Here is a 19255-nt window from a genome sequence, read left to right on the forward strand (position 1 = left end):
GAGAATGCCGGAATGAGTAGCGAGATAGAAGTGAGAATCTTCTAGGCCGAATATCCAAGGTTTCCAGGGTAAAGCTGATCTGCCCTGGGTAAGTCGGGGCCTAAGGCGAGGTCGAAAGACGTAGTCGATGGACAACAGGTAGAAATTCCTGTACTGCAATAAAACAGAACTGTGGGGACGCAGAGAGAAAGCACAAGCCGGGAATGGAAAGACCGGTACAAGCGAGGTATCTGGTGTATAGGCAAATCCGTACATCAATGAGAAGGCGTTACGTGGACCGAAATTAAAGTAGGGAAGTGTGTGAGCTAGCTGCCAAGAAAAGCCGCTATTGTTTTTATTGTACCCGTACCGTAAACCGACACAGGTGGATGAGGAGAGAATCCTAAGGCCGACGGGAGAAGCATTGTTAAGGAACTCGGCAAAATGACCCCGTAACTTCGGGAGAAGGGGTGCCTGGTGAAAGCCAGGCCGCAGAGAATTGGCCCAAGCAACTGTTTAGCAAAAACACAGGTCTATGCAAAACCGAAAGGTGAGGTATATGGGCTGACGCCTGCCCGGTGCTGGAAGGTTAAGGGGAGAGGTTAGCGCAAGCGAAGCTTTGAACTTAAGCCCCAGTAAACGGCGGCCGTAACTATAACGGTCCTAAGGTAGCGAAATTCCTTGTCGGGTAAGTTCCGACCCGCACGAAAGGCGTAATGATTTGGGCACTGTCTCGACAATGCACCCGGTGAAATTGAAGTACCAGTGAAGATGCTGGTTACCCGTGCCAGGACGGAAAGACCCCATGGAGCTTTACTCCAGTTTGATACTGGGATTCGGTACTGCATGTACAGGATAGGCGGGAGACTAGGAAGGTATGACGCCAGTCATACCAGAGTCGTTGTTGGGATACCGCCCTTGCAGTATTGGATTTCTAACTAGCCACCATAAACTGGTGGGAGGACAATGTCAGGCGGGGAGTTTGACTGGGGCGGTCGCCTCCGAAAGAGTATCGGAGGCGCTCAAAGGTTCCCTCAGAATGGTTGGAAACCATTCGCAGAGTGCAAAGGCATAAGGGAGCTTGACTGTGACACCGACGGGTGGAGCAGGTAGGAAACTAGGACTTAGTGATCCGGTGGTATAAAGTGGGATTGCCATCGCTCAACGGATAAAAGCTACCCTGGGGATAACAGGCTTATCACTCCCAAGAGTTCACATCGACGGAGTGGTTTGGCACCTCGATGTCGGCTCATCGCATCCTGGGGCTGAAGTAGGTCCCAAGGGTTGGGCTGTTCGCCCATTAAAGCGGTACGCGAGCTGGGTTCAGAACGTCGTGAGACAGTTCGGTCCCTATCCGGCACGGGCGCAGGATATTTGAGAGGAGCTGACCTTAGTACGAGAGGACCGGGTTGGACGAACCGCTGGTGTATCTGTTGTCTACCAAAGGCATGGCAGAGTAGCCAAGTTCGGAAGGGATAAACGCTGAAGGCATCTAAGCGTGAAGCCCCCCTCAAGATGAGATATCCCATAGCGCAGGCTAGTAAGACCCCTTGAAGACTACAAGGTAGATAGGACAGAGGTAGAAGTGCAGTAATGCATGTAGCTGACTGTTACTAATCGGTCGAGGGCATGACCAAAGAGCTTAGCAGGTGAGAGCTTGCTAAGAGAGTCGTCATACATTATTCGAATTTCATGTGCAGTTTTGAAGGTATAGTATAGTGACTAGTAATAGTCACTTGTCTTGTATCATAGTATATGTGCAGAGGGGAATCATCCAGTGGTAGGATGACAGTCTCCAAAACTGTTCACGGGGGTTCGAATCCCTCTTCCCCTGCTTAGAGCTAATAAAATTATTTATTAGCTCTTTTTTTGTACAATAAGGAAGTTATTGCTTCGCATAAATTAATATAAAAGAAGGATCAATAGATTGTTAAATGACAATACAGGTATGTTAAAGGAAAGTCAATAATTGACGAAGAATAAAAGAAATTAAGAGTTTAAGAAATATATTTTTTTAAATAATTATAATATAAGTATATATTATTGAGTCAATTTACTAGTTCCTTATACAAAATATATAAAATAGTTAATATATTTAAAATGAAAAATTTGTCTAAAAATTCACAAACACAATTGTATAAATGATAGTTGTGTGATATACTGAATAAGTAAAAACAATTAAAATAACATAAATCAATCATTAGGAGGTATTTCATTATGGCAAGATTTACATTACCAAGAGACTTATACTATGGAAAAGGCAGCCTAGAAGTGCTTAAAACACTAAAAGGGAAGAAAGCGATTATTGTAGTTGGCGGTGGCTCAATGAAACGCTTTGGATTCTTAGATAAAGTATTAGATTATCTAAAAGAAGCTGGAATCGAAACACAATTATTTGAGAATGTAGAACCAGATCCTTCTGTAGAAACGGTTATGAGAGGCGCAGAAGCTATGAGAAAATTTGAGCCAGATTGGATTATTTCGATTGGCGGTGGTTCTCCAATCGATGCTGCAAAGGCAATGTGGGCATTTTATGAATACCCAGAAACAACTTTTGAAGATTTAATTACACCTTTTAATTTTCCAGAATTAAGACAAAAAGCGAAATTCCTTGCAATTCCTTCAACATCTGGTACTGCAACAGAAGTTACAGCTTTTTCAGTAATAACAGATTATTCTTCTGGAGTGAAATATCCATTGGCTGATTTTAATATCACACCAGATGTAGCTGTTGTTGATCCAGAATTAGCAGAGACAATGCCTCCTACATTGACTGCACATACAGGAATGGATGCACTAACACATGCAATTGAAGCATATGTATCAACTTTAAATTCACCATTTACAGATCCACTTGCATTAAAAGCGATTCAAATGGTATTTGAAGAATTAATTGATTCTTATAAAGGAGATAGCAAAGCAAGAGAGCAGATGCATTATGCACAGTGTCTTGCAGGTATGGCATTTAGTAATGCATTACTTGGAATTGTACATTCTATGGCTCATAAAACAGGTGCAGCGTTTTCCACAGGACATATTCCTCATGGATGTGCAAATGCAATTTATTTACCATATGTTATCCAATTTAATTCTAAAAATGAAGAAGCAAAAAGCCGTTATGCATACATAGCTAAATTTATTGGCATTACAGGAGATTCCGAAGAAGACTTGATTCATAAACTGTGTGCAAAGATTGATGATTATAATGTAAAATTAGGAATTCCAAAAACGTTAAAAGAGTTTGGAATTAACGAAGAAGAGTTCAAAACTAAAGTAGCTAAAATTGCAGAGCTTGCAGTAGGCGATGCCTGTACAGGATCAAATCCAAGACAGATTACTCCAGACTTAATGGAAAAATTATTTAATTGTATCTATTATGGAACAGAAGTTAATTTCTAAATTATACATAGAAGGGATTGCTTTGCAAATTAAATACTTAGATGATTTTATAGTAATTTTCTTTTAGAGGGGTGTATTTTAAAAGTATAGGATTACTGTTTCTATAATAAAATCTAAAAAAGGGCATATTGCCCTTTTTTAGATTTTATGCCTACTTAGTTAATTTCTAATCATACATGAGAAAATAAGCCGCTTATCTTATTTCGTATCATGCATAAGTTTAAATTTACTTAAAAAGAGATCTAACGTGAGCAATTTCTTCCTGAGAAGCTTTAGAAGCAGGAACATAGTATGATTTACTTCTTGCGATTTGGTATAATTCTTCCTGAGAAGCTTCACATTGATTACGAAGCTGCTTTAAAGTTTGTTTTAACTGAGGATTTTCAGTTTGGGTAATCATTTCTGCATAACGTGTAAGTTCACCATTGATTCCAACTAAAGCATCACTTACCATTGTTTTTTCCATCATCATAACTAACACCTCCTATTGTAAAAACTGGATTAATTGTTGTTTTGTTTGTTCAGCGGATTGAGCTGATTTTTGAAAAAATTGTTTTACCTGTGAATCGTTTGCCTGTTCTGCATAAGCAGAAAATTTACAATGAGCGGTATCATGTCCTCCGATCAAATGTCTTAAATTCTGTAAATCAAGTTCTGAAATCTCTTGCATTGTTTTGCCTCCTTTAAATAAAATAAGTTGATTTAGATAACTTTATCAGTTACTTAGACAAAATTAGTATGCCCAAGAAAAATAAAAAAATTAATAAAATAAAAAAATAAAGATATTCAAAAGAACATCTTTATTTTTTCGTCTTTTATAAATTATTATTTGATTACGATAAAATCCTTATTATAAAATTCAGCTATTTTATAATTCGCATAATTTTCTTTATCAGTTGTAATATCATCAAAATAAATTAATTCAGGGTACACTGTTAAAGGTGAGATATAAACTTCTTTTAGGGAATCATCATGATAGAGAGCCTCACGTTCATCCATTTGTTTGTCAAATTCTTTTGCCTCTCCGCTAACAATTGATTTCACAGCTCGCACACCAGTGGACAAACTAATTTCAAGTGTTGTTAAGTGAACAATACCATATAATACAAATGTAAATAAAATCAAATTACCAATGATAGGCTTTACATTCACATAATGCTCACCCAACCAGTTACTCTGCTCTAATTCATTTATTTTAGTTCTTAACCATCCAGCATAGTAAATAATATTAGTTGAGAAAAATAATATTGCTCCAAAATAAATAATATCCAGATAACGAGGTGCAGGAATTCCGTTTGTTGAATAATAACCAGGCATTAATAAAACTGCATACATACTAAAGGTAACTAAAGTAAAAATTACTGGATATTTAAATTTATAGTTTACTTTTTTAAGACCTATAAAGGCGATGATACCTATAAAAAGTATTCCCATGAATACAACTGTATTGGTATATAATTTAGCATATCCAAGTCCATGCAAATATGATTTTATAATTGTTTCAATAACGGTTTGTTTCTCAGTAAATGACTCTTGGCGTCTCATATTACCTGGAGCACCAACGCATAATGCAAATCCAATCAGATAAACAATAGTATTAATCCCATATTTTATCTTAAAGGATTTAGATAGATTTTTTTTCAAGATAGATTCAATAAATAAAATAATTGTACAGACAAAACCAAGCAATGTAATAGCAAAATGTCCTCCTGCGACAACGAACGATAAGATACAAAGTGCAATGCAATTAGCTGTACTTAATGTTTGTGTATGAAAAGCTAATAATGATTTTCCAAGTAATATAAAGGCTAAATACAAGAAAAATGTGTATCCGACACCACCGGTATACCAAAAGAATCCTTCTACTGGATTAGGAAGATATTGAATTGATAAAAAGGCAGTGGCAGATGACAAAATAATATAAATATATTTGTCGGTACCTAACATTTTATATAGTAATACATAATATAGGTAGAAAATAGATACGATTAAAATTCCAATTAGTATAACAGAATGTAAAAATGTTAACTGTTCAGAAAACAGTGACGGACGAAGCGCTGCAAAAAAACTCATAGCATAAGTCCCTTGCCAAATGCCCCAATAGCTGGTCGCTCTTTCAATTGCAGCAGCAATCACTGCAAAAAATGCTGATATACCAGTATTATTCCTTAAAGCAGCGCCCGTTAAAATGGTATAGTTAAAATCATCTGCACTTGGATGATTATAAAAACCAATGATAAAAAGCGGAAGAGTTGAAACAATCAATACGATAACTGAAATAAAAGCAAAAAATTTTCTTGAAAATACTATTTTATGAATGTATTTTTCCCAAAAAAACTTACACATATCAAATAACCAAGTCACAAAAATGCCTCCTTAAGAACATTTAATTTATTTAAAACTGTTTTTTAAAACCAAGCTGCAAAGCTAACTTTGATTGTAGCAATATTTATAAAATATGGCAAGCGTTTGTACAATAATTAAATGAATTGTAATCTTTTATTGATATTAAATTATGATATAATAGTATAGGTTGTTTTTAGGAGTGTTGATAGGAGCAACAATCTAAAGTAAGCATAGAAAGTTAGAGGAATAAATCATGCGGTTACCTGAATTATTTGAGAATAAAATGAGAGAGATTCTTAGTGATGAATTTGATGATTATTTAAAAAGTTACAACTATAAACGAATGTATGGACTACGAGTGAATACAAATAAAATATCAACGCAAGAATTTGAAAAAATATGTCCTTTTAAAATAGATAAGATACCATGGATTCCAAATGGATATTATTATGATGGAAGCAAGGAACATCCTGCAAAGCACCCTTATTATTATGCTGGTTTATATTATCTACAAGAACCAAGTGCAATGACCCCTGCATCACGTCTAGAGATAAATCCTGGTGATGTGGTACTTGATATGTGTGCGGCACCAGGAGGGAAAGCTACAGAATTAGGTTCAAAACTTAAGGGAGAGGGGCTTTTAGTTGCTAATGATATCAGTAATTCCAGAGCAAAAGCACTTCTTAAAAACATTGAACTTTTTGGAATATCAAATGTATTTGTAGTAAATGAGACCCCAGATAAACTTCTTAATTATTATGAAGAGTATTTTGATAAAATTTTAATTGACGCTCCATGTTCTGGTGAAGGAATGTTTCGCAAAGACCCAGCTATTATTAGCAGTTGGGAGAAAAATGGACCTGAGTTTTATGCAAAGATTCAAAGGGATATTATAGTACAAGCTGCAAAAATGTTAAAACCAGGTGGGCTCATGTTGTACTCTACGTGTACTTTTTCTCCAGTAGAAAATGAGGGGACCATCCAATTTCTTCTAGATGCGTATAAGGATTTTGAATTAAGAGAGATAGAAGGGTTTGAGGGATTTTCAAAAGGAAGACCAGAACTTGTAAATGGAAGTGAAGAATTAACTAAAACGGTTCGTATATGGCCACATAAAATGGAAGCCGAGGGACATTTTCTCGCATTACTTCATAAAAAAGGAGAAAAAACATCCGATATAACTACTGATGAGTCATATCAGATTACAAAGACAGAGTCGGATATATTAGAAGCGTTCCTTAAAAATGTTCATATGGATATGGAACGTAAATATATTGATATAAAAGGGGAACGAGTATTTTATGTATCCAAGTACATGAAGAATTTAAAAGGGGTGCGATTCCTTCGTTCCGGTTTGTTGCTTGGAGAAATTAAGAAAAATAGATTTGAACCAAGTCAGGCTCTTGCCTTGGCTTTAAGAGAAGAGGAGTTTGATTTTACTATTAATTTTTCAGTCGAAGATAATAGAGTGATTAAATATCTAAAGGGAGAAACACTTGATGTTAGTGACATTGTAGAGAAGGGGGAATCAGGTTGGCAACTCATATGCGTAGACCATTTTCCGCTTGGATGGGGAAAATTAAACAATGGAATTTTGAAGAATAAATATAGTTCTTCATGGCGCTGGCAATAATTGCTCAAGTGGACTAGTTGTAATAATAGTTAAAATATAGTAATATTACTAGTAGTGTTGTTTATGGATACAAATTTAAAGGGGATTGTTTTATGAAAATATACGGCAGTAGTTTTATGAAAGTTACCATTGCAATTTTATTATCGTTTATTCTTACATTACCGGCACAAGCATCTTCTAAAACAAGTATATCAAATCAAATAACTGACATTAATAAGCAGAAAAAAAACACAGAAGCAAATATTAATGATGCAAAAAATAAAGTCAATAATTTAGAATCGGCAAAGAATAAGTTAGAGACTTATTTGAGTGAATTAAATGCTAAGCTTATGGAATTAAGTGAACAACTAGAGGATTTAGGAAATCAGATTACAACAAAAGAAGAAGAGATTACAACGACGCAGCAGGAATTAGATGATGCAAAAGCCAAAGAAGAAAAACAATACATAGATATGAAGACTCGTATTAAATTTATGTATGAGAATGGTGACACTACATATCTTCAGCTCTTTCTTGAAGCAGAAAGTATATCAGAAGCCTTAAATAGAGCAGAATACATTATGCAGATATATGATTACGACCGTGATATGCTAACGAAGTTTAAAGAAACAAAAGAAGAAATTGCAGAGAAAGAGGCGTTGCTTGTAAAAGAGCAAGAAGAATTGCTTGCATTACAAAATGAAGTTGAGGTAAAGCAACAACAGGTTGCAGAGGTAGTTGCTTCCACTTCTACCAAGATATCTTCTTACTCTAGTGAAATCGAAGCAACTGAAAAGAAAGCAAAAGAGTATGAAGCAAAGCTAGCAGAGCAAAACGACAAGTTAGAAAATCTAAAACAGCTACAGGCTCAGCAAAAGGCAGCAGCAGAAAAAGCAGCAAAGGAAAAGGCTGCGAAAGAAAAAGCAGAAAAAGAAGCCACTACAAAAGGTCAACAAAGTGCATCTACAGATTCTGAAAATAATGCAGGAGGAGCCTCTTCAAGTTCCGCAGGTGATTTGGCAATGCTTGCAGCAATCATCCAATGTGAGGCTGGTGGCGAAAGTACGGAAGGCAAACTCGCCGTTGGATCCGTTGTCATGAATCGAGTTAGAAGTTCTTCCTATCCAAATACAATAGTAGGAGTGATATATCAAAGTGGCCAATTCTCTCCAGTAGCAAGTGGGAGATTTGCACTGGTTTTGGCGCAAGGTGCGAACAGCAGCTGTGTATCGGCAGCGCAACGTGTATTGGATGGACATTCCTCTGGTAGTTGGCTACAATTTAGAACTGCCAATTCTATGATTGATGGAACGGTAATTGGTAATCATGTGTTTTTTTGATTCATTACGACTGTTTACAAGGTGCCGACGGAGTCGACACCTTTTTGTATCTAGGATAATTCTATTAAATATACAATCCGCTCGCTTATTGCAAGTTCTAACTATAAATTGTAATGAATATGGTTGAGTAGAGAATAAGTTAGGCTTGCTCTGTTTGGGAGGCGAAGCAGAAAGGAATCAAAAGGCATGAGTAAGAGTAAAAGGATTTTACTTACTTTAATGGCTGGAATAGGAATTGTCGCTATTGTAGGAGGAATATGGGTCGTAAAGCTTAAAATACAAAAAGAGTCACAACCAAAATTTGAAGCAGAAAAAAAGATTACAGTCTTTAGTTCCAATATTATTGTAAGTGAAAATCAGGAATTCGATAATATTACTCCTCAATTAAAGCTAGAGGAGAAAATGATAAATGATTTTGCAGTCGCAAATATTCAATATAAATTTGGTGAGGACACAGAAGTAGTAGATAGTGAGCTGATTAAAAAATGGATTACAGTTGACGAGAAACAAGTTCTATTAAGAGAAGAAAATGTAAAAGAGTATGTAAAAGGTCTGGCAAAGAAATATGACACGGTGGGGATTGAACGGCCGTTTGTCGATTCTCATGGTGATGTAGTTACTGTATCAGGAGGGCCTTATGGCTGGGAAATTGATCAGGAAGAAGAGACAAAAGAATTGCTTGCCCTTATTAATGAGGGAAAATCGATTAAAGATAGAGAGCCAGTCTATAAGCAAAAAGCTTTTGCTAGAGGAATGAATGACATTGGGAATACTTATGTTGAAGTTAACATGAGTGAACAAAAAATGTGGTTTTATAAAGATGGTGAACTAATCGTCTCAACGAATATAGTTACAGGGAATCTAGCGAAAGGGCATGGGACTCCAACAGTAGTTGGTTATATTTATAATAAAGTGAGAAATACAAAACTTGTCGGGACAGGGTATGTTGCATTTGTAAATTACTGGATGAAGGTTTATGGCTCCATTGGAATTCATGATGCATCATGGAGAAGTAAATTTGGGGGTAATATATATACGACAAATGGGTCACATGGTTGCATCAATACTCCTTATGACAATGTTAAAATGATATTTGATAACATTGAGATAGGGACACCAGTTATCATATTTTATGAAAACGAGAAAGATTAGAACGAGAGATAAAAAATGAAGATTCAAACAAATTTCTATAAAAATGTATTTTCTTTAGTAATACCGCTAGCATTGCAAAATTTAATCAATGTTGGTGTAACAACGGCTGATGTAGTGATGCTTGGTAAGGTTGGGGAAACGTCACTTTCTGCTTCATCACTAGCTGGTCAGGTTCAATTTATTATGACACTTATATTATTTGGTCTTACATCAGGTGCAGCGGTGCTTACTTCACAATATTGGGGGAAAAAGGACATTGATGCAATCGAAAAAGTAATGGGAATAACACTTCGAATCGGTATCATGGTTGCACTTGTATTTTCGTTTGCAGCTATTTTAATTCCCGAAAAATTAATGAGAGTTTACACAGCTGATCAAGTACTTATTAAAGAAGGAATAAAATATTTAAGAATTATTTCCATTGCATATACATTAAATGCTATCACTATGATATACTTAAATATTATGAGGAGTATAGAAAAGGTTATTATTTCCACGGTTGTTTATTCCATTTCTTTACTTGTCAATATTATATTAAATGCTATTTTTATCTTTGGGCTATTCGGATTTACAGCCATGGGGATAGAAGGAGCGGCTCTTGCTACGTTGATTGCAAGAGCAGTTGAATTGTGCATTGTTATTGGATATGAAATCAAAGGTAAACATGAAGTTCATTTGCGTTTTTCTCATATCTTTAAAATGGACAAGACATTATTTAGAGATTTTTTAATATTATCCTTTCCAGTATTATTGAATGAATTGATGTGGGGAGCTGGTTCCTCTGCTAATACGGCGGTAATGGGCCATATGGGTAGTGCGGCAGTGGCAGCTAATTCTGTTGCACAAGTTACGAGGCAGCTAGCTACTGTAATATCATTTGGAATTGCGTCTGCTGCTGCGATTATGCTAGGTAAGACAATCGGTGAGGAAAAATATGAAGAAGCAAAAATCTATTCAAAAAGATTTGTGAAACTAAGTATTTTATTTGGTGGATTTGGCGCAACATTAATTATTTTAATCAGACCATTTATTATAAGCAGTCTTAGTCTGACAGATGCTGCTAAAAGTTATCTTGGATTTATGCTTTTGGTAATGGCATATTTTACTTTATGTCAGGCTTATAATACAACCATGGTAGTAGGAATTTTTCGCTCGGGAGGAGATACCCGTTTTGGCCTTATATTAGATATATTAAGTATGTGGGGTGGATCGATTCTTTTAGGAGCACTTGCTGCTTTTGTATTTAAATTTAGTGTACCGATTGTTTACATTTTATTAATGAGTGATGAAATACTTAAATTGCCATTTACAACAATAAGGTTTCGAAGCTATAAATGGTTAAAAAATATAACAAGATAGGAGAATGAAAGATGTCAGAGAAAAGTTGTAATAATTCAGAATGTTCAAAGGAAAGTTGTGAAGGATGTCCAAGCAAAGGCGCTACACAAAGTTTCTTAGTTGAACCTAACATTCATTCAAATGTTAAAAAAGTAATTGGAGTAGTAAGTGGCAAAGGTGGTGTGGGTAAATCAATGATTACTGCTTCCTTAGCCACACTTATGCAACAACAAGGGTATCAAACAGGAATACTTGATGCGGATATCACTGGTCCATCGATTCCAAAAATGTTTGGATTAAAAGGACCTGCACAAGGAACAGAAGAAGGAATTTATCCTGAGGAAGCAAAAAATGGAACTAAAGTTATGTCTGTCAATCTGTTAATGGAGGATGAAGAGGCTCCTGTTATATGGAGAGGGCCTGTCATTTCTAATATGGTGAAGCAGTTTTGGAGCGATGTAATGTGGGGAGAATTAGACTTTTTATTCGTTGATATGCCACCAGGAACAGGAGATGTACCTCTTACCGTTTTCCAATCACTTCCAGTTGACGGAATTGTTGTAGTAACCTCTCCTCAAGATTTGGTAAGTATGATAGTGAAAAAGGCATACCATATGGCAAAAACAATGAATATACCAATTATAGGAATTGTTGAAAATTATAGCTTTATCAAATGCCCAGATTGCGATAAGAAGATAAAAGTATTTGGAGAAAGTCATATTGATGAGATAGCTGGCACGCTAGGACTTGAGGTATTAGGTAAGGTTCCAATTGAGCCAGATTATGCTAGTGCAGCAGATGCGGGAGAGTTTTATCGTATTAAAAATGATTATATACAAAAGGCTTCGCAGATATTAACAAAGCTATAACAGACCAGCCAAAACAGTTTAAATACACCTTGTTTTTTTAGTCTCACAATTTCATAAAAAAATTAAATTGCTTGTTGAAATATCTTGGAATGTGTAGTATAGTGTTTAAGGCAATAAAGTTGAAAAGTTTGAAAGCGGATAATTAATATCCGCTTTACTTATGAGGAGGCAAGCATGGATAACAAAAAAAGTTATAATCAAAAGATTATACTTGGTATTCAACACGTATTAGCGATGTTTGGTGCTACTGTATTAGTACCTGCTTTAACCGGTTTGAATACTTCAATCACACTATTTTGCGCAGGATGTGGAACTTTAATTTTTCATTTAGTTAGTAAGAAAAAAGTACCTGTTTTTTTAGGTTCAAGTTTTGCATTTATGGGAGGAATTATTTCTGTTATAGGTTCTTCAAGAATGGGAGACCCAGATTTTCTTGAGAAACTTGCAACAGTTAAAGGGGCATTGATTGTAGCGGGATTGATTTACGTTTTATTTGCAGCTTTGATAAAATTAGTTGGATATGATAAAGTAAATAAATTGTTACCACCTATCGTAACTGGACCGATTATCATAGTAATTGGTTTAAGACTTAGTAGCTCAGCTATAAGTTCAGCATTCTATTATAACAATGAGTTTAGCCTAAAGGCAGTTTTTGTTACAGTAATTGTTTTAACAACGGTTATTTGTATTTCGGTTTTTGCAAAAGGTATTTATAATCTAATGCCAATTCTTTTTGCTATTATCATTGGATATATTGTTAGTATTCCTATGGGATTTGTTAATCTTGATCCTGTAAGAAATGCAGAATTCTTCTCTTTCATGGACTCCAATATCACAACTCAATTATTCCTTATGCCTGTTTTTAAAGTAGATGCCATTTTAGCGATTGCACCTATTGCACTTGTAACTTTAATTGAACATGTGGGTGATATTACAACAAATAGTGCAGTGGTAGGTAAGAACTTTATGATTGATCCAGGTGTACACAGGACAATCTTAGGAGATGGCTTGGCTACTGCGTTTGCAGGTTTGCTTGGAGGGCCAGCAAATACTACTTATGGTGAAAATACTGGTGTGTTAGCAGTAACAAAGAATTATGATCCTTCTATTATTCGTATTGCAGCAGTATTCGCAATTATTTTAGGAATATTTGGAAAGATTGGTGGTTTGATTACAAGTATACCTGGACCTGTAAGTGGTGGTATTAGTATTGTTTTATATGGTATGATTTCTTCTGTTGGTGTACGTATCTTAATCAATGCCAGACTTAATTTTGGTAATAGTAGAAATCTAATGATTGCTGCACTTATCCTTGTACTAGGTATTGGTTGTGACAGTGTCCCAGTGGTAGGTACTGTAACCATTTCTGGACTTGCACTAGCAGCAATTGTGGGTATGTTCTTAGCAGCGATTTTACCAGAAGGTAAAGATAGTATATTGGAGTAGATATAGAAGCCAAATAAAAGCAGATTGTGGTATAATTTATATACTACAATCTGTTTTTGCATAGGATACAGCCTGCTTGATGCACTTAGTAAGAAAGCAGATATTTGTACAAGAAGAAAGGTGAATTGTGATGAAGAAATATGATATTATTTTATTTGATGTAGATGGAACTTTACTGGATTTTCATGCGGCGCAGGAGAATGCGTTAAAAATGGCTTTTGAAAAACATAATTATGAATTAAATGATAATGTAAAAACAATTTATGATGAAATCAACCATAGTCTTTGGAATCAATATGAACAGGGGAAAATCACTAAAGAAGAGGTTATTTATACGCGTTTTGTTACATTATTTGCTCGACTTGGCTTAGAGGGAGATGGTGTTGCATTTGAAGATGAATATCAAGAGCTACTTGGACAAGGTCATGATTTGATAGATGGTGCAATGGAAATTATTGATACTCTCTCAAAGACACATGATTTATATATCGTGACAAATGGGGTTACTAAAACACAAAGAAGTCGTTTGAAAGCTTCAGGAATTGATCAATATATGAAAGATGTGTTTATTTCGGAGGAAACAGGATTTCAAAAGCCGATGAGGGAATATTTTGATTATTGTTTTGCCAGAATTCCTGATATTTGTCAAGAAAGGACATTAATTGTTGGTGATTCGCTATCGTCAGATATTTTAGGAGGGAATAATGCTGGTATTGACACTTGCTGGTTTAATCCTTTTCATTTATCATGTGATTTAGATGTTAAAATAAACTACGAAATTAAAAAATTATCAGAACTGCTTCACATAGTAAATTAGTTGCAAAAAAAGAATGTAACAACTATAATAATTACGAATGAATGTTATAAAGCAAAAAGCGAGTGGAGGTTTGAATGAGAAACAGAATCGGTAATGTGTTATGGGGGCTAGTTTTTATAATAATCGGAATCGGGTTTTTAGGAAATATTTTATGGGGATGGAATTTTGAATTGTTTTTTGATGGATGGTGGACGTTATTTATCATTGTTCCTTGCGGAATTAGCATCATTCAAAGAGGAGCAGGGGTTGGTAATTTAGTCGGAATTAGCATTGGAATATTACTTCTTTTATCAGAAATATATGATAGCTATCAATTCTCAAGGTTAATTTTACCAACTATATTTATTATCATAGGTTTACATATTATTTTGAAAAACAGTGGGTACTATCATAAAAATAAAGATTATTATGAACAGAAAAAGCATATAAAAGAAATAGATAATGAGCAAAACAATCATACATATTATAAAGGAGATACTTTTAAACGTTCGAATCTAAAAGGGAATCAAGCAACTTGTGTGTTAAACTCTAAGGTAGTTGATTATGCAGACCAATTATTCGAAGGTATTACTCTGAATTCTGTATTGGGTGCAATTACTCTTGATTTAAGAAATGCAGAGATTAAGGATCATTCCTATATTGATGTCGCAACTGTTCTTGGTGGTGTAGATATTTTTGTTCCAGCTGATGTTGAAGTAAGGGTAGAACAAGTTCCTATTCTTGGCGGAGTGTCAAATAAACCATATACAGGTAATTATACAAGCGTTATTTATTTGAATGCCACATGTATTCTTGGTGGTGTTAGCATTAAATAAAGTATAAAGTAAACACCCTTGGGCTTTTGTAATTGGCTCAAGAGTGTTTTATTTTTTATGAATAATTTACTTAAAAAAAGCCAATAACTTTACATAAACTTATTGGTTTAAAACAAGTTTAAGATGCTCCTTTAAAATATTAAGTGCAGTCAAATTCTCGCCTCCTCTAGGGATAATGATATCTGCATATTTTTTAGAAGGTTCAATAAATTGCTCATGCATTGGCTTTACTGTATTAGAATATTGTTCCATGACCGAATCAATCGTTCTTCCTCGTTCTTTCATATCACGTAGAATTCTTCTCATCAAACGCTCATCTGCATCGGTATCCACATAGATTTTGGTATCCATTAAATTACGAAGCTCTTCATTTTCTAAAATGAGTATGCCTTCTACAATAATAACCTTTTTGGGATAGAGTGGGATTGTTTCTTTTGTTCTGTTATGTATTGTATAGGAATAAACAGGGCGATGAACAACCTCACCATTTTTTAACTTCAATAAATCAGAAATTAATAAATCAGTATCAAATGAATTGGGATGGTCATAGTTTAATTTTTCTCTTTCTTCAAAAGGCATGTCATAGTGCGCTTTATAGTAACAGTCATGGCTAATCAGTTCTATATCATTTTTAAAAAAGTCCTTTAAATTATTTACAATGGTTGTTTTTCCAGAAGCAGAGCCTCCAGCTACGCCAATTACGTATATTTGATTCATGGTAATCCTCCGATTTTTTATTCATGTGTTATTATAGAATATAAAAAACCAGACTGCAAGTAGAAAAGAATGGAGTTTTATATAATTGTGTCAAAACTTGAATAATTAGATACAGAGATGTTTTACATGCTGCTAGCGATGGACACTTATGATCGTTTGTGATATAATTTCTATGGTAAAAGTAAATATTTTGTCAAATAAAGTAAACAAGTTCAATACGTTGATACATTTATTAAATAATTGGGGGTATGTTATGCAGAAACAATATGATGTTATTATAATAGGAGCGGGGCCTTCAGGAATTTTTTGTGCATATGAATTAAAGGAAAAACAAAAAGATATAAGTATATTAATGATAGAAAAAGGCAGAAGAATAGAAAATAGAAAGTGTCCAAAAAGACAAACGAAAGTCTGTGTAGGATGCAAGCCATGTTCCATTACAACTGGCTTTGCTGGCGCAGGTGCTTTTTCCGATGGAAAGCTTTCCTTATCACCAGACGTAGGGGGACATTTGCCAGAAATGTTAGGTTATGACAAGGCATTGGAATTAATTAATGAATCGGATAGCATTTATTTGAAATTTGGAGCGGATACCAATATATATGGAGTGGATAAAGCCAAAGAAATACAGGAAATCAGAAGAAAAGCAATAAACGCAAACTTAAAATTAATTGAATGTCCAATCAGACACTTAGGAACCGAAGAAGGATACAAGATCTATAACAAACTTCAAAATCACCTTCTAGAACAAGGGGTTGAAATGATGTTTAATACAATGGTAAACGATCTGATTATCGAAGATAATAAGGCTAAGGGTGTCCTAACAGACAAAGGAGAGACCATTTATGCAGGAGAAATTGTATCGGCTATCGGTCGAGAAGGATCCGAGTGGTTTAGCCATATTTGTGAAAAATATAACATTGCAACACAAGTAGGCACGGTAGATATTGGTGTTCGAGTAGAAGTCAGAGATGAGGTAATGGAGTTTCTCAATAAAAACCTTTATGAGGCAAAACTTGTTTATTATACTCCAACCTTTGATGATAAAGTAAGAACTTTTTGTACCAATCCATCTGGAGAAGTTGCGACAGAATATTATGAGAATGGTTTAGCTGTAGTAAATGGGCATGCATACAAATCAAAAGAATATAAAACGAATAATACAAATTTTGCTTTGCTTGTTTCGAAGAATTTTACTGAGCCATTCCGCACTCCAATTGAATATGGAAAGCAGATTGCGCAGTTAAGTAATATGCTTTGTGACGGAAAAATATTAGTACAGACCTTTGGTGACTTTCAAAGAGGTAGACGTACAACGGAAGAAAGACTTTGCAGAAATAATTTAATTCCAACCTTAAAAGATGCTGTTCCTGGAGATTTATCTTTGGTATTCCCGCATAGAATTATGGTGGACATTGAAGAGATGATTCTTGCACTAGATAAAGTAACACCTGGTATTGCAAGTGATGAAACCCTTCTTTATGGCGTGGAAGTAAAGTTTTATTCTAATAAAGTAGTAGTAAACAAGGATTTTGAAACAAGTATAGAGTGCCTTAGAGCAATCGGTGATGGAGCTTCTGTGACTAGAGGATTACAGCAAGCATCTGCAAATGGTATCAGTGTGGCAAGAAGTATTTTAAATAAGAAAACTGAGGTTAAGTATTGATGAACACTAGAAAAAGAAGAAAGACTAAATTTGGATTTATATTAATTGCTTGTTTATTAATTGGAGTAATTGTAATAGGATGTACCTCTAAAAGTACATCAATTATTTTTGTTGATAAGCTTGGTGCAAAAGATGTATTTCGCGTTAACGATAGTGTATGTACCTTATCAGAAGCTAAAATTTATCTGACTAATCTACAAGATCAATACGAAAGTGTATATGGCTGTGATATGTGGAAAACAAAGTGTGGAGATTTGACCATTGAAGATTATGTAAAAAAGACAGTGATTGCACAGCTAGCACAAATAAAAAGTATGGCACTATTCTCAAAGCAGTATAATATAGAATTGACACAAGAAGAAAAAAACACTTTAAGTCAAGCTGCAAAAGAATATTTTAGTGGTTTGAGTGATGAACAAGTAAAGGATATGGATATTACAGTAGAGGATGTTGCAAAGGCATATTCCGATTACCTGCTTGCAAGTAAGGTTTACTCATCACTTACGACAGAAACGAATACAGAAGTAAGTGATGATGAAGCACGAGTAGTTACAGTGCAGCAAATAGTAATTAACAAGCATTCACTAGACCAGTCAGGAAGTATAGTTCCATCTACAGAGGAAGAAGCAAAAGAAGCCTATAGTAAAGCGAATACAATTTATGAAAAAGCTAAGAATGGTGAAGATTTTGCTAATTTAGCAGAAAACTATAGTGATAATGATACTTGCGAATTATCGTTTGGTAGAGGAAAATTGGAGAATTCTGTAGAAAAAGTTGTTTTTAATATGGAAAATGATGAATTAAGTGATATAATAGAGACAGAAGATAGTTTTTACATAATGAAATGCATAAACAGTTATGATATAGAAGCAACAGATGCCAATAAAGAGGTTATCATTGAACAAAGAAAAGCAAAAGCTTTTGATGAAGTTTATGAAGTTTTTTTAAATGGACTTGTATCTGAGTTTAATGAAGAACTATGGGATACTGTTACGCTAGGAGACGATGGTGATGTTAAAACAGTCAATTTTTTTGATGTTTACAATCAATATTTTGAAGAGTAGTAATCAATATCTTCTTCGCTCTAACACTGTGGTTTCATAGGTACAAGAACATGAAATTATGCGTGCTAAAATCGACTTTGAAGTATAAAGAGGGGGAACTGTAGATGCAAGAGCACATATTAGTAATTGATGATATGTTGACCAACCTAAAAATTGTAGAAAGCTTTTTAAAGCCGTATTATAAAGTTTCACTTGTTAAATCAGGTGAACAGGCACTAAAATTTATGGAAAAGAATAGGCCAGATTTAATTTTACTAGATATCCAAATGCCGGGAATGGATGGTTTTGAAACGATTCAAAGATTAAAGGAAAATCCGGATGATAGAAATATACCGGTCTTATTTTTGACGTCGCAAGAGGATATTGATAGTAGAATGAGAGGATTTCAACTTGGAGCAACAGATTTTATTCTTAAGCCATTTATGCCCGAAATGGTATTAAAGGTAATTGCTGCCAGGCTAAAGAAAAAAGAAGAAAAAGTCTAATCTAAGGTTTATAACGAAAGCGCTCTGTTAATGGTAGAGCGCTTGTTTCATGTTGAATATAAGAGAGAAGGTAATTGAAATGTACTTATGATACTATTTAACTAAATATATAAAGATATTGTAAAAAAGGGTTAAAAAAGAATGAAATCGCAAAGTTTTTTAAAAATAGTGCTATGATTAGAGTAATTATATTTGAAATTAGGAGGAATT

Annotated in this window: 16 protein-coding genes, 1 tRNA gene and 1 rRNA gene; 14 read left to right on the forward strand and 4 right to left on the reverse strand. The window is 34.7% G+C overall.

Translation table 11 applies throughout. The features are described 5' to 3' along the window. The 3 genes from F7O84_RS00785 to F7O84_RS00795 all read left to right on the forward strand — a co-directional run. Positions 1 to 1616 (forward strand): 23S ribosomal RNA (locus F7O84_RS00785); the annotation flags it as partial. A gap of 126 nt (positions 1617 to 1742) precedes the next feature. Continuing rightward, positions 1743 to 1813: transfer RNA gene (locus F7O84_RS00790), tRNA-Trp, on the forward strand. Positions 1814 to 2196: 383 nt separating this feature from the next. Next, complete coding sequence (locus F7O84_RS00795) at positions 2197 to 3378, forward strand: iron-containing alcohol dehydrogenase (RefSeq protein WP_151140780.1); 1182 nt, start codon at positions 2197 to 2199, stop codon at positions 3376 to 3378. A gap of 226 nt (positions 3379 to 3604) precedes the next feature. Here F7O84_RS00795 and F7O84_RS00800 read toward each other — a convergent pair whose 3' ends face one another. From F7O84_RS00800 to F7O84_RS00810, 3 genes are all read right to left on the reverse strand, one after another. Continuing rightward, positions 3605 to 3847, reverse strand: coding sequence for a spore coat protein (locus F7O84_RS00800; RefSeq protein ID WP_151141584.1), 243 nt, complete (start codon positions 3845 to 3847; stop codon positions 3605 to 3607). A 15-nt stretch (positions 3848 to 3862) separates the two neighbouring features. After that, on the reverse strand, positions 3863 to 4048 hold the full coding sequence (locus F7O84_RS00805) for a hypothetical protein (protein ID WP_151140783.1): 186 nt from the start codon (positions 4046 to 4048) through the stop codon (positions 3863 to 3865). A 155-nt stretch (positions 4049 to 4203) separates the two neighbouring features. Beyond that, the gene (locus F7O84_RS00810) at positions 4204 to 5742 is read right to left on the reverse strand and encodes a DUF6056 family protein (RefSeq protein ID WP_151140786.1); all 1539 of its coding nucleotides are present in this window, start codon (positions 5740 to 5742) and stop codon (positions 4204 to 4206) included. A 235-nt stretch (positions 5743 to 5977) separates the two neighbouring features. Between F7O84_RS00810 and F7O84_RS00815 the strand changes: the two genes are divergently transcribed. The 8 genes from F7O84_RS00815 (at position 5978) to F7O84_RS00850 (ending at position 15113) form a co-directional block, all read left to right on the forward strand. After that, the gene (locus F7O84_RS00815; protein ID WP_151140788.1) at positions 5978 to 7357 is read left to right on the forward strand and encodes an RsmF rRNA methyltransferase first C-terminal domain-containing protein; all 1380 of its coding nucleotides are present in this window, start codon (positions 5978 to 5980) and stop codon (positions 7355 to 7357) included. A 92-nt stretch (positions 7358 to 7449) separates the two neighbouring features. Beyond that, a complete protein-coding gene (locus tag F7O84_RS00820) occupies positions 7450 to 8676 on the forward strand; it encodes a cell wall hydrolase (RefSeq protein WP_151140791.1) in 1227 nt (408 codons plus the stop codon). 186 nt (positions 8677 to 8862) lie between these two features. Continuing rightward, entirely contained in the window at positions 8863 to 9828 is a 966-nt protein-coding gene (locus F7O84_RS00825) for a L,D-transpeptidase family protein (protein ID WP_151140794.1), read from the forward strand. A gap of 15 nt (positions 9829 to 9843) precedes the next feature. Next, entirely contained in the window at positions 9844 to 11187 is a 1344-nt protein-coding gene (locus tag F7O84_RS00830) for an MATE family efflux transporter (protein ID WP_151140796.1), read from the forward strand. A gap of 11 nt (positions 11188 to 11198) precedes the next feature. Then, positions 11199 to 12035: an Mrp/NBP35 family ATP-binding protein gene (locus F7O84_RS00835; protein WP_151140799.1), complete on the forward strand. Its 837-nt coding sequence runs from the start codon at positions 11199 to 11201 to the stop codon at positions 12033 to 12035. Between the two features lie 174 nt (positions 12036 to 12209). Beyond that, entirely contained in the window at positions 12210 to 13481 is a 1272-nt protein-coding gene (locus tag F7O84_RS00840; RefSeq protein ID WP_151140801.1) for a uracil-xanthine permease family protein, read from the forward strand. A 130-nt stretch (positions 13482 to 13611) separates the two neighbouring features. Continuing rightward, positions 13612 to 14298 carry a YjjG family noncanonical pyrimidine nucleotidase gene (locus tag F7O84_RS00845; RefSeq protein WP_151140803.1) on the forward strand — a complete coding sequence of 229 codons (687 nt, stop codon included), beginning with the start codon at positions 13612 to 13614 and terminating at the stop codon, positions 14296 to 14298. Between the two features lie 74 nt (positions 14299 to 14372). Further along, the gene (locus F7O84_RS00850) at positions 14373 to 15113 is read left to right on the forward strand and encodes a LiaF transmembrane domain-containing protein (protein WP_151140805.1); all 741 of its coding nucleotides are present in this window, start codon (positions 14373 to 14375) and stop codon (positions 15111 to 15113) included. A 99-nt stretch (positions 15114 to 15212) separates the two neighbouring features. Here F7O84_RS00850 and udk read toward each other — a convergent pair whose 3' ends face one another. Next, on the reverse strand, positions 15213 to 15830 hold the full coding sequence (udk, locus tag F7O84_RS00855) for a uridine kinase (protein ID WP_151140807.1): 618 nt from the start codon (positions 15828 to 15830) through the stop codon (positions 15213 to 15215). A 253-nt stretch (positions 15831 to 16083) separates the two neighbouring features. Between udk and F7O84_RS00860 the strand changes: the two genes are divergently transcribed. From F7O84_RS00860 to F7O84_RS00870, 3 genes are all read left to right on the forward strand, one after another. Further along, positions 16084 to 17496, forward strand: a complete 1413-nt coding sequence (locus F7O84_RS00860) for an NAD(P)/FAD-dependent oxidoreductase (RefSeq protein ID WP_151140810.1) — start codon at positions 16084 to 16086, stop codon at positions 17494 to 17496. Continuing rightward, positions 17496 to 18560 (forward strand): peptidylprolyl isomerase, encoded by a 1065-nt coding sequence (locus F7O84_RS00865; RefSeq protein ID WP_151140813.1) that lies wholly within the window; start codon positions 17496 to 17498, stop codon positions 18558 to 18560. Before F7O84_RS00860 ends, F7O84_RS00865 begins: the two co-directional genes overlap by 1 nt. Before the next feature lie 104 nt (positions 18561 to 18664). Further along, complete coding sequence (locus tag F7O84_RS00870; RefSeq protein ID WP_151140816.1) at positions 18665 to 19045, forward strand: response regulator; 381 nt, start codon at positions 18665 to 18667, stop codon at positions 19043 to 19045. Positions 19046 to 19255: the final 210 nt, after the last annotated feature.

The organism is Candidatus Galacturonatibacter soehngenii, from assembly GCF_008830185.1.
Taxonomy (GTDB): Bacteria; Bacillota; Clostridia; order Lachnospirales; family Lachnospiraceae; genus Lachnotalea; species Lachnotalea soehngenii.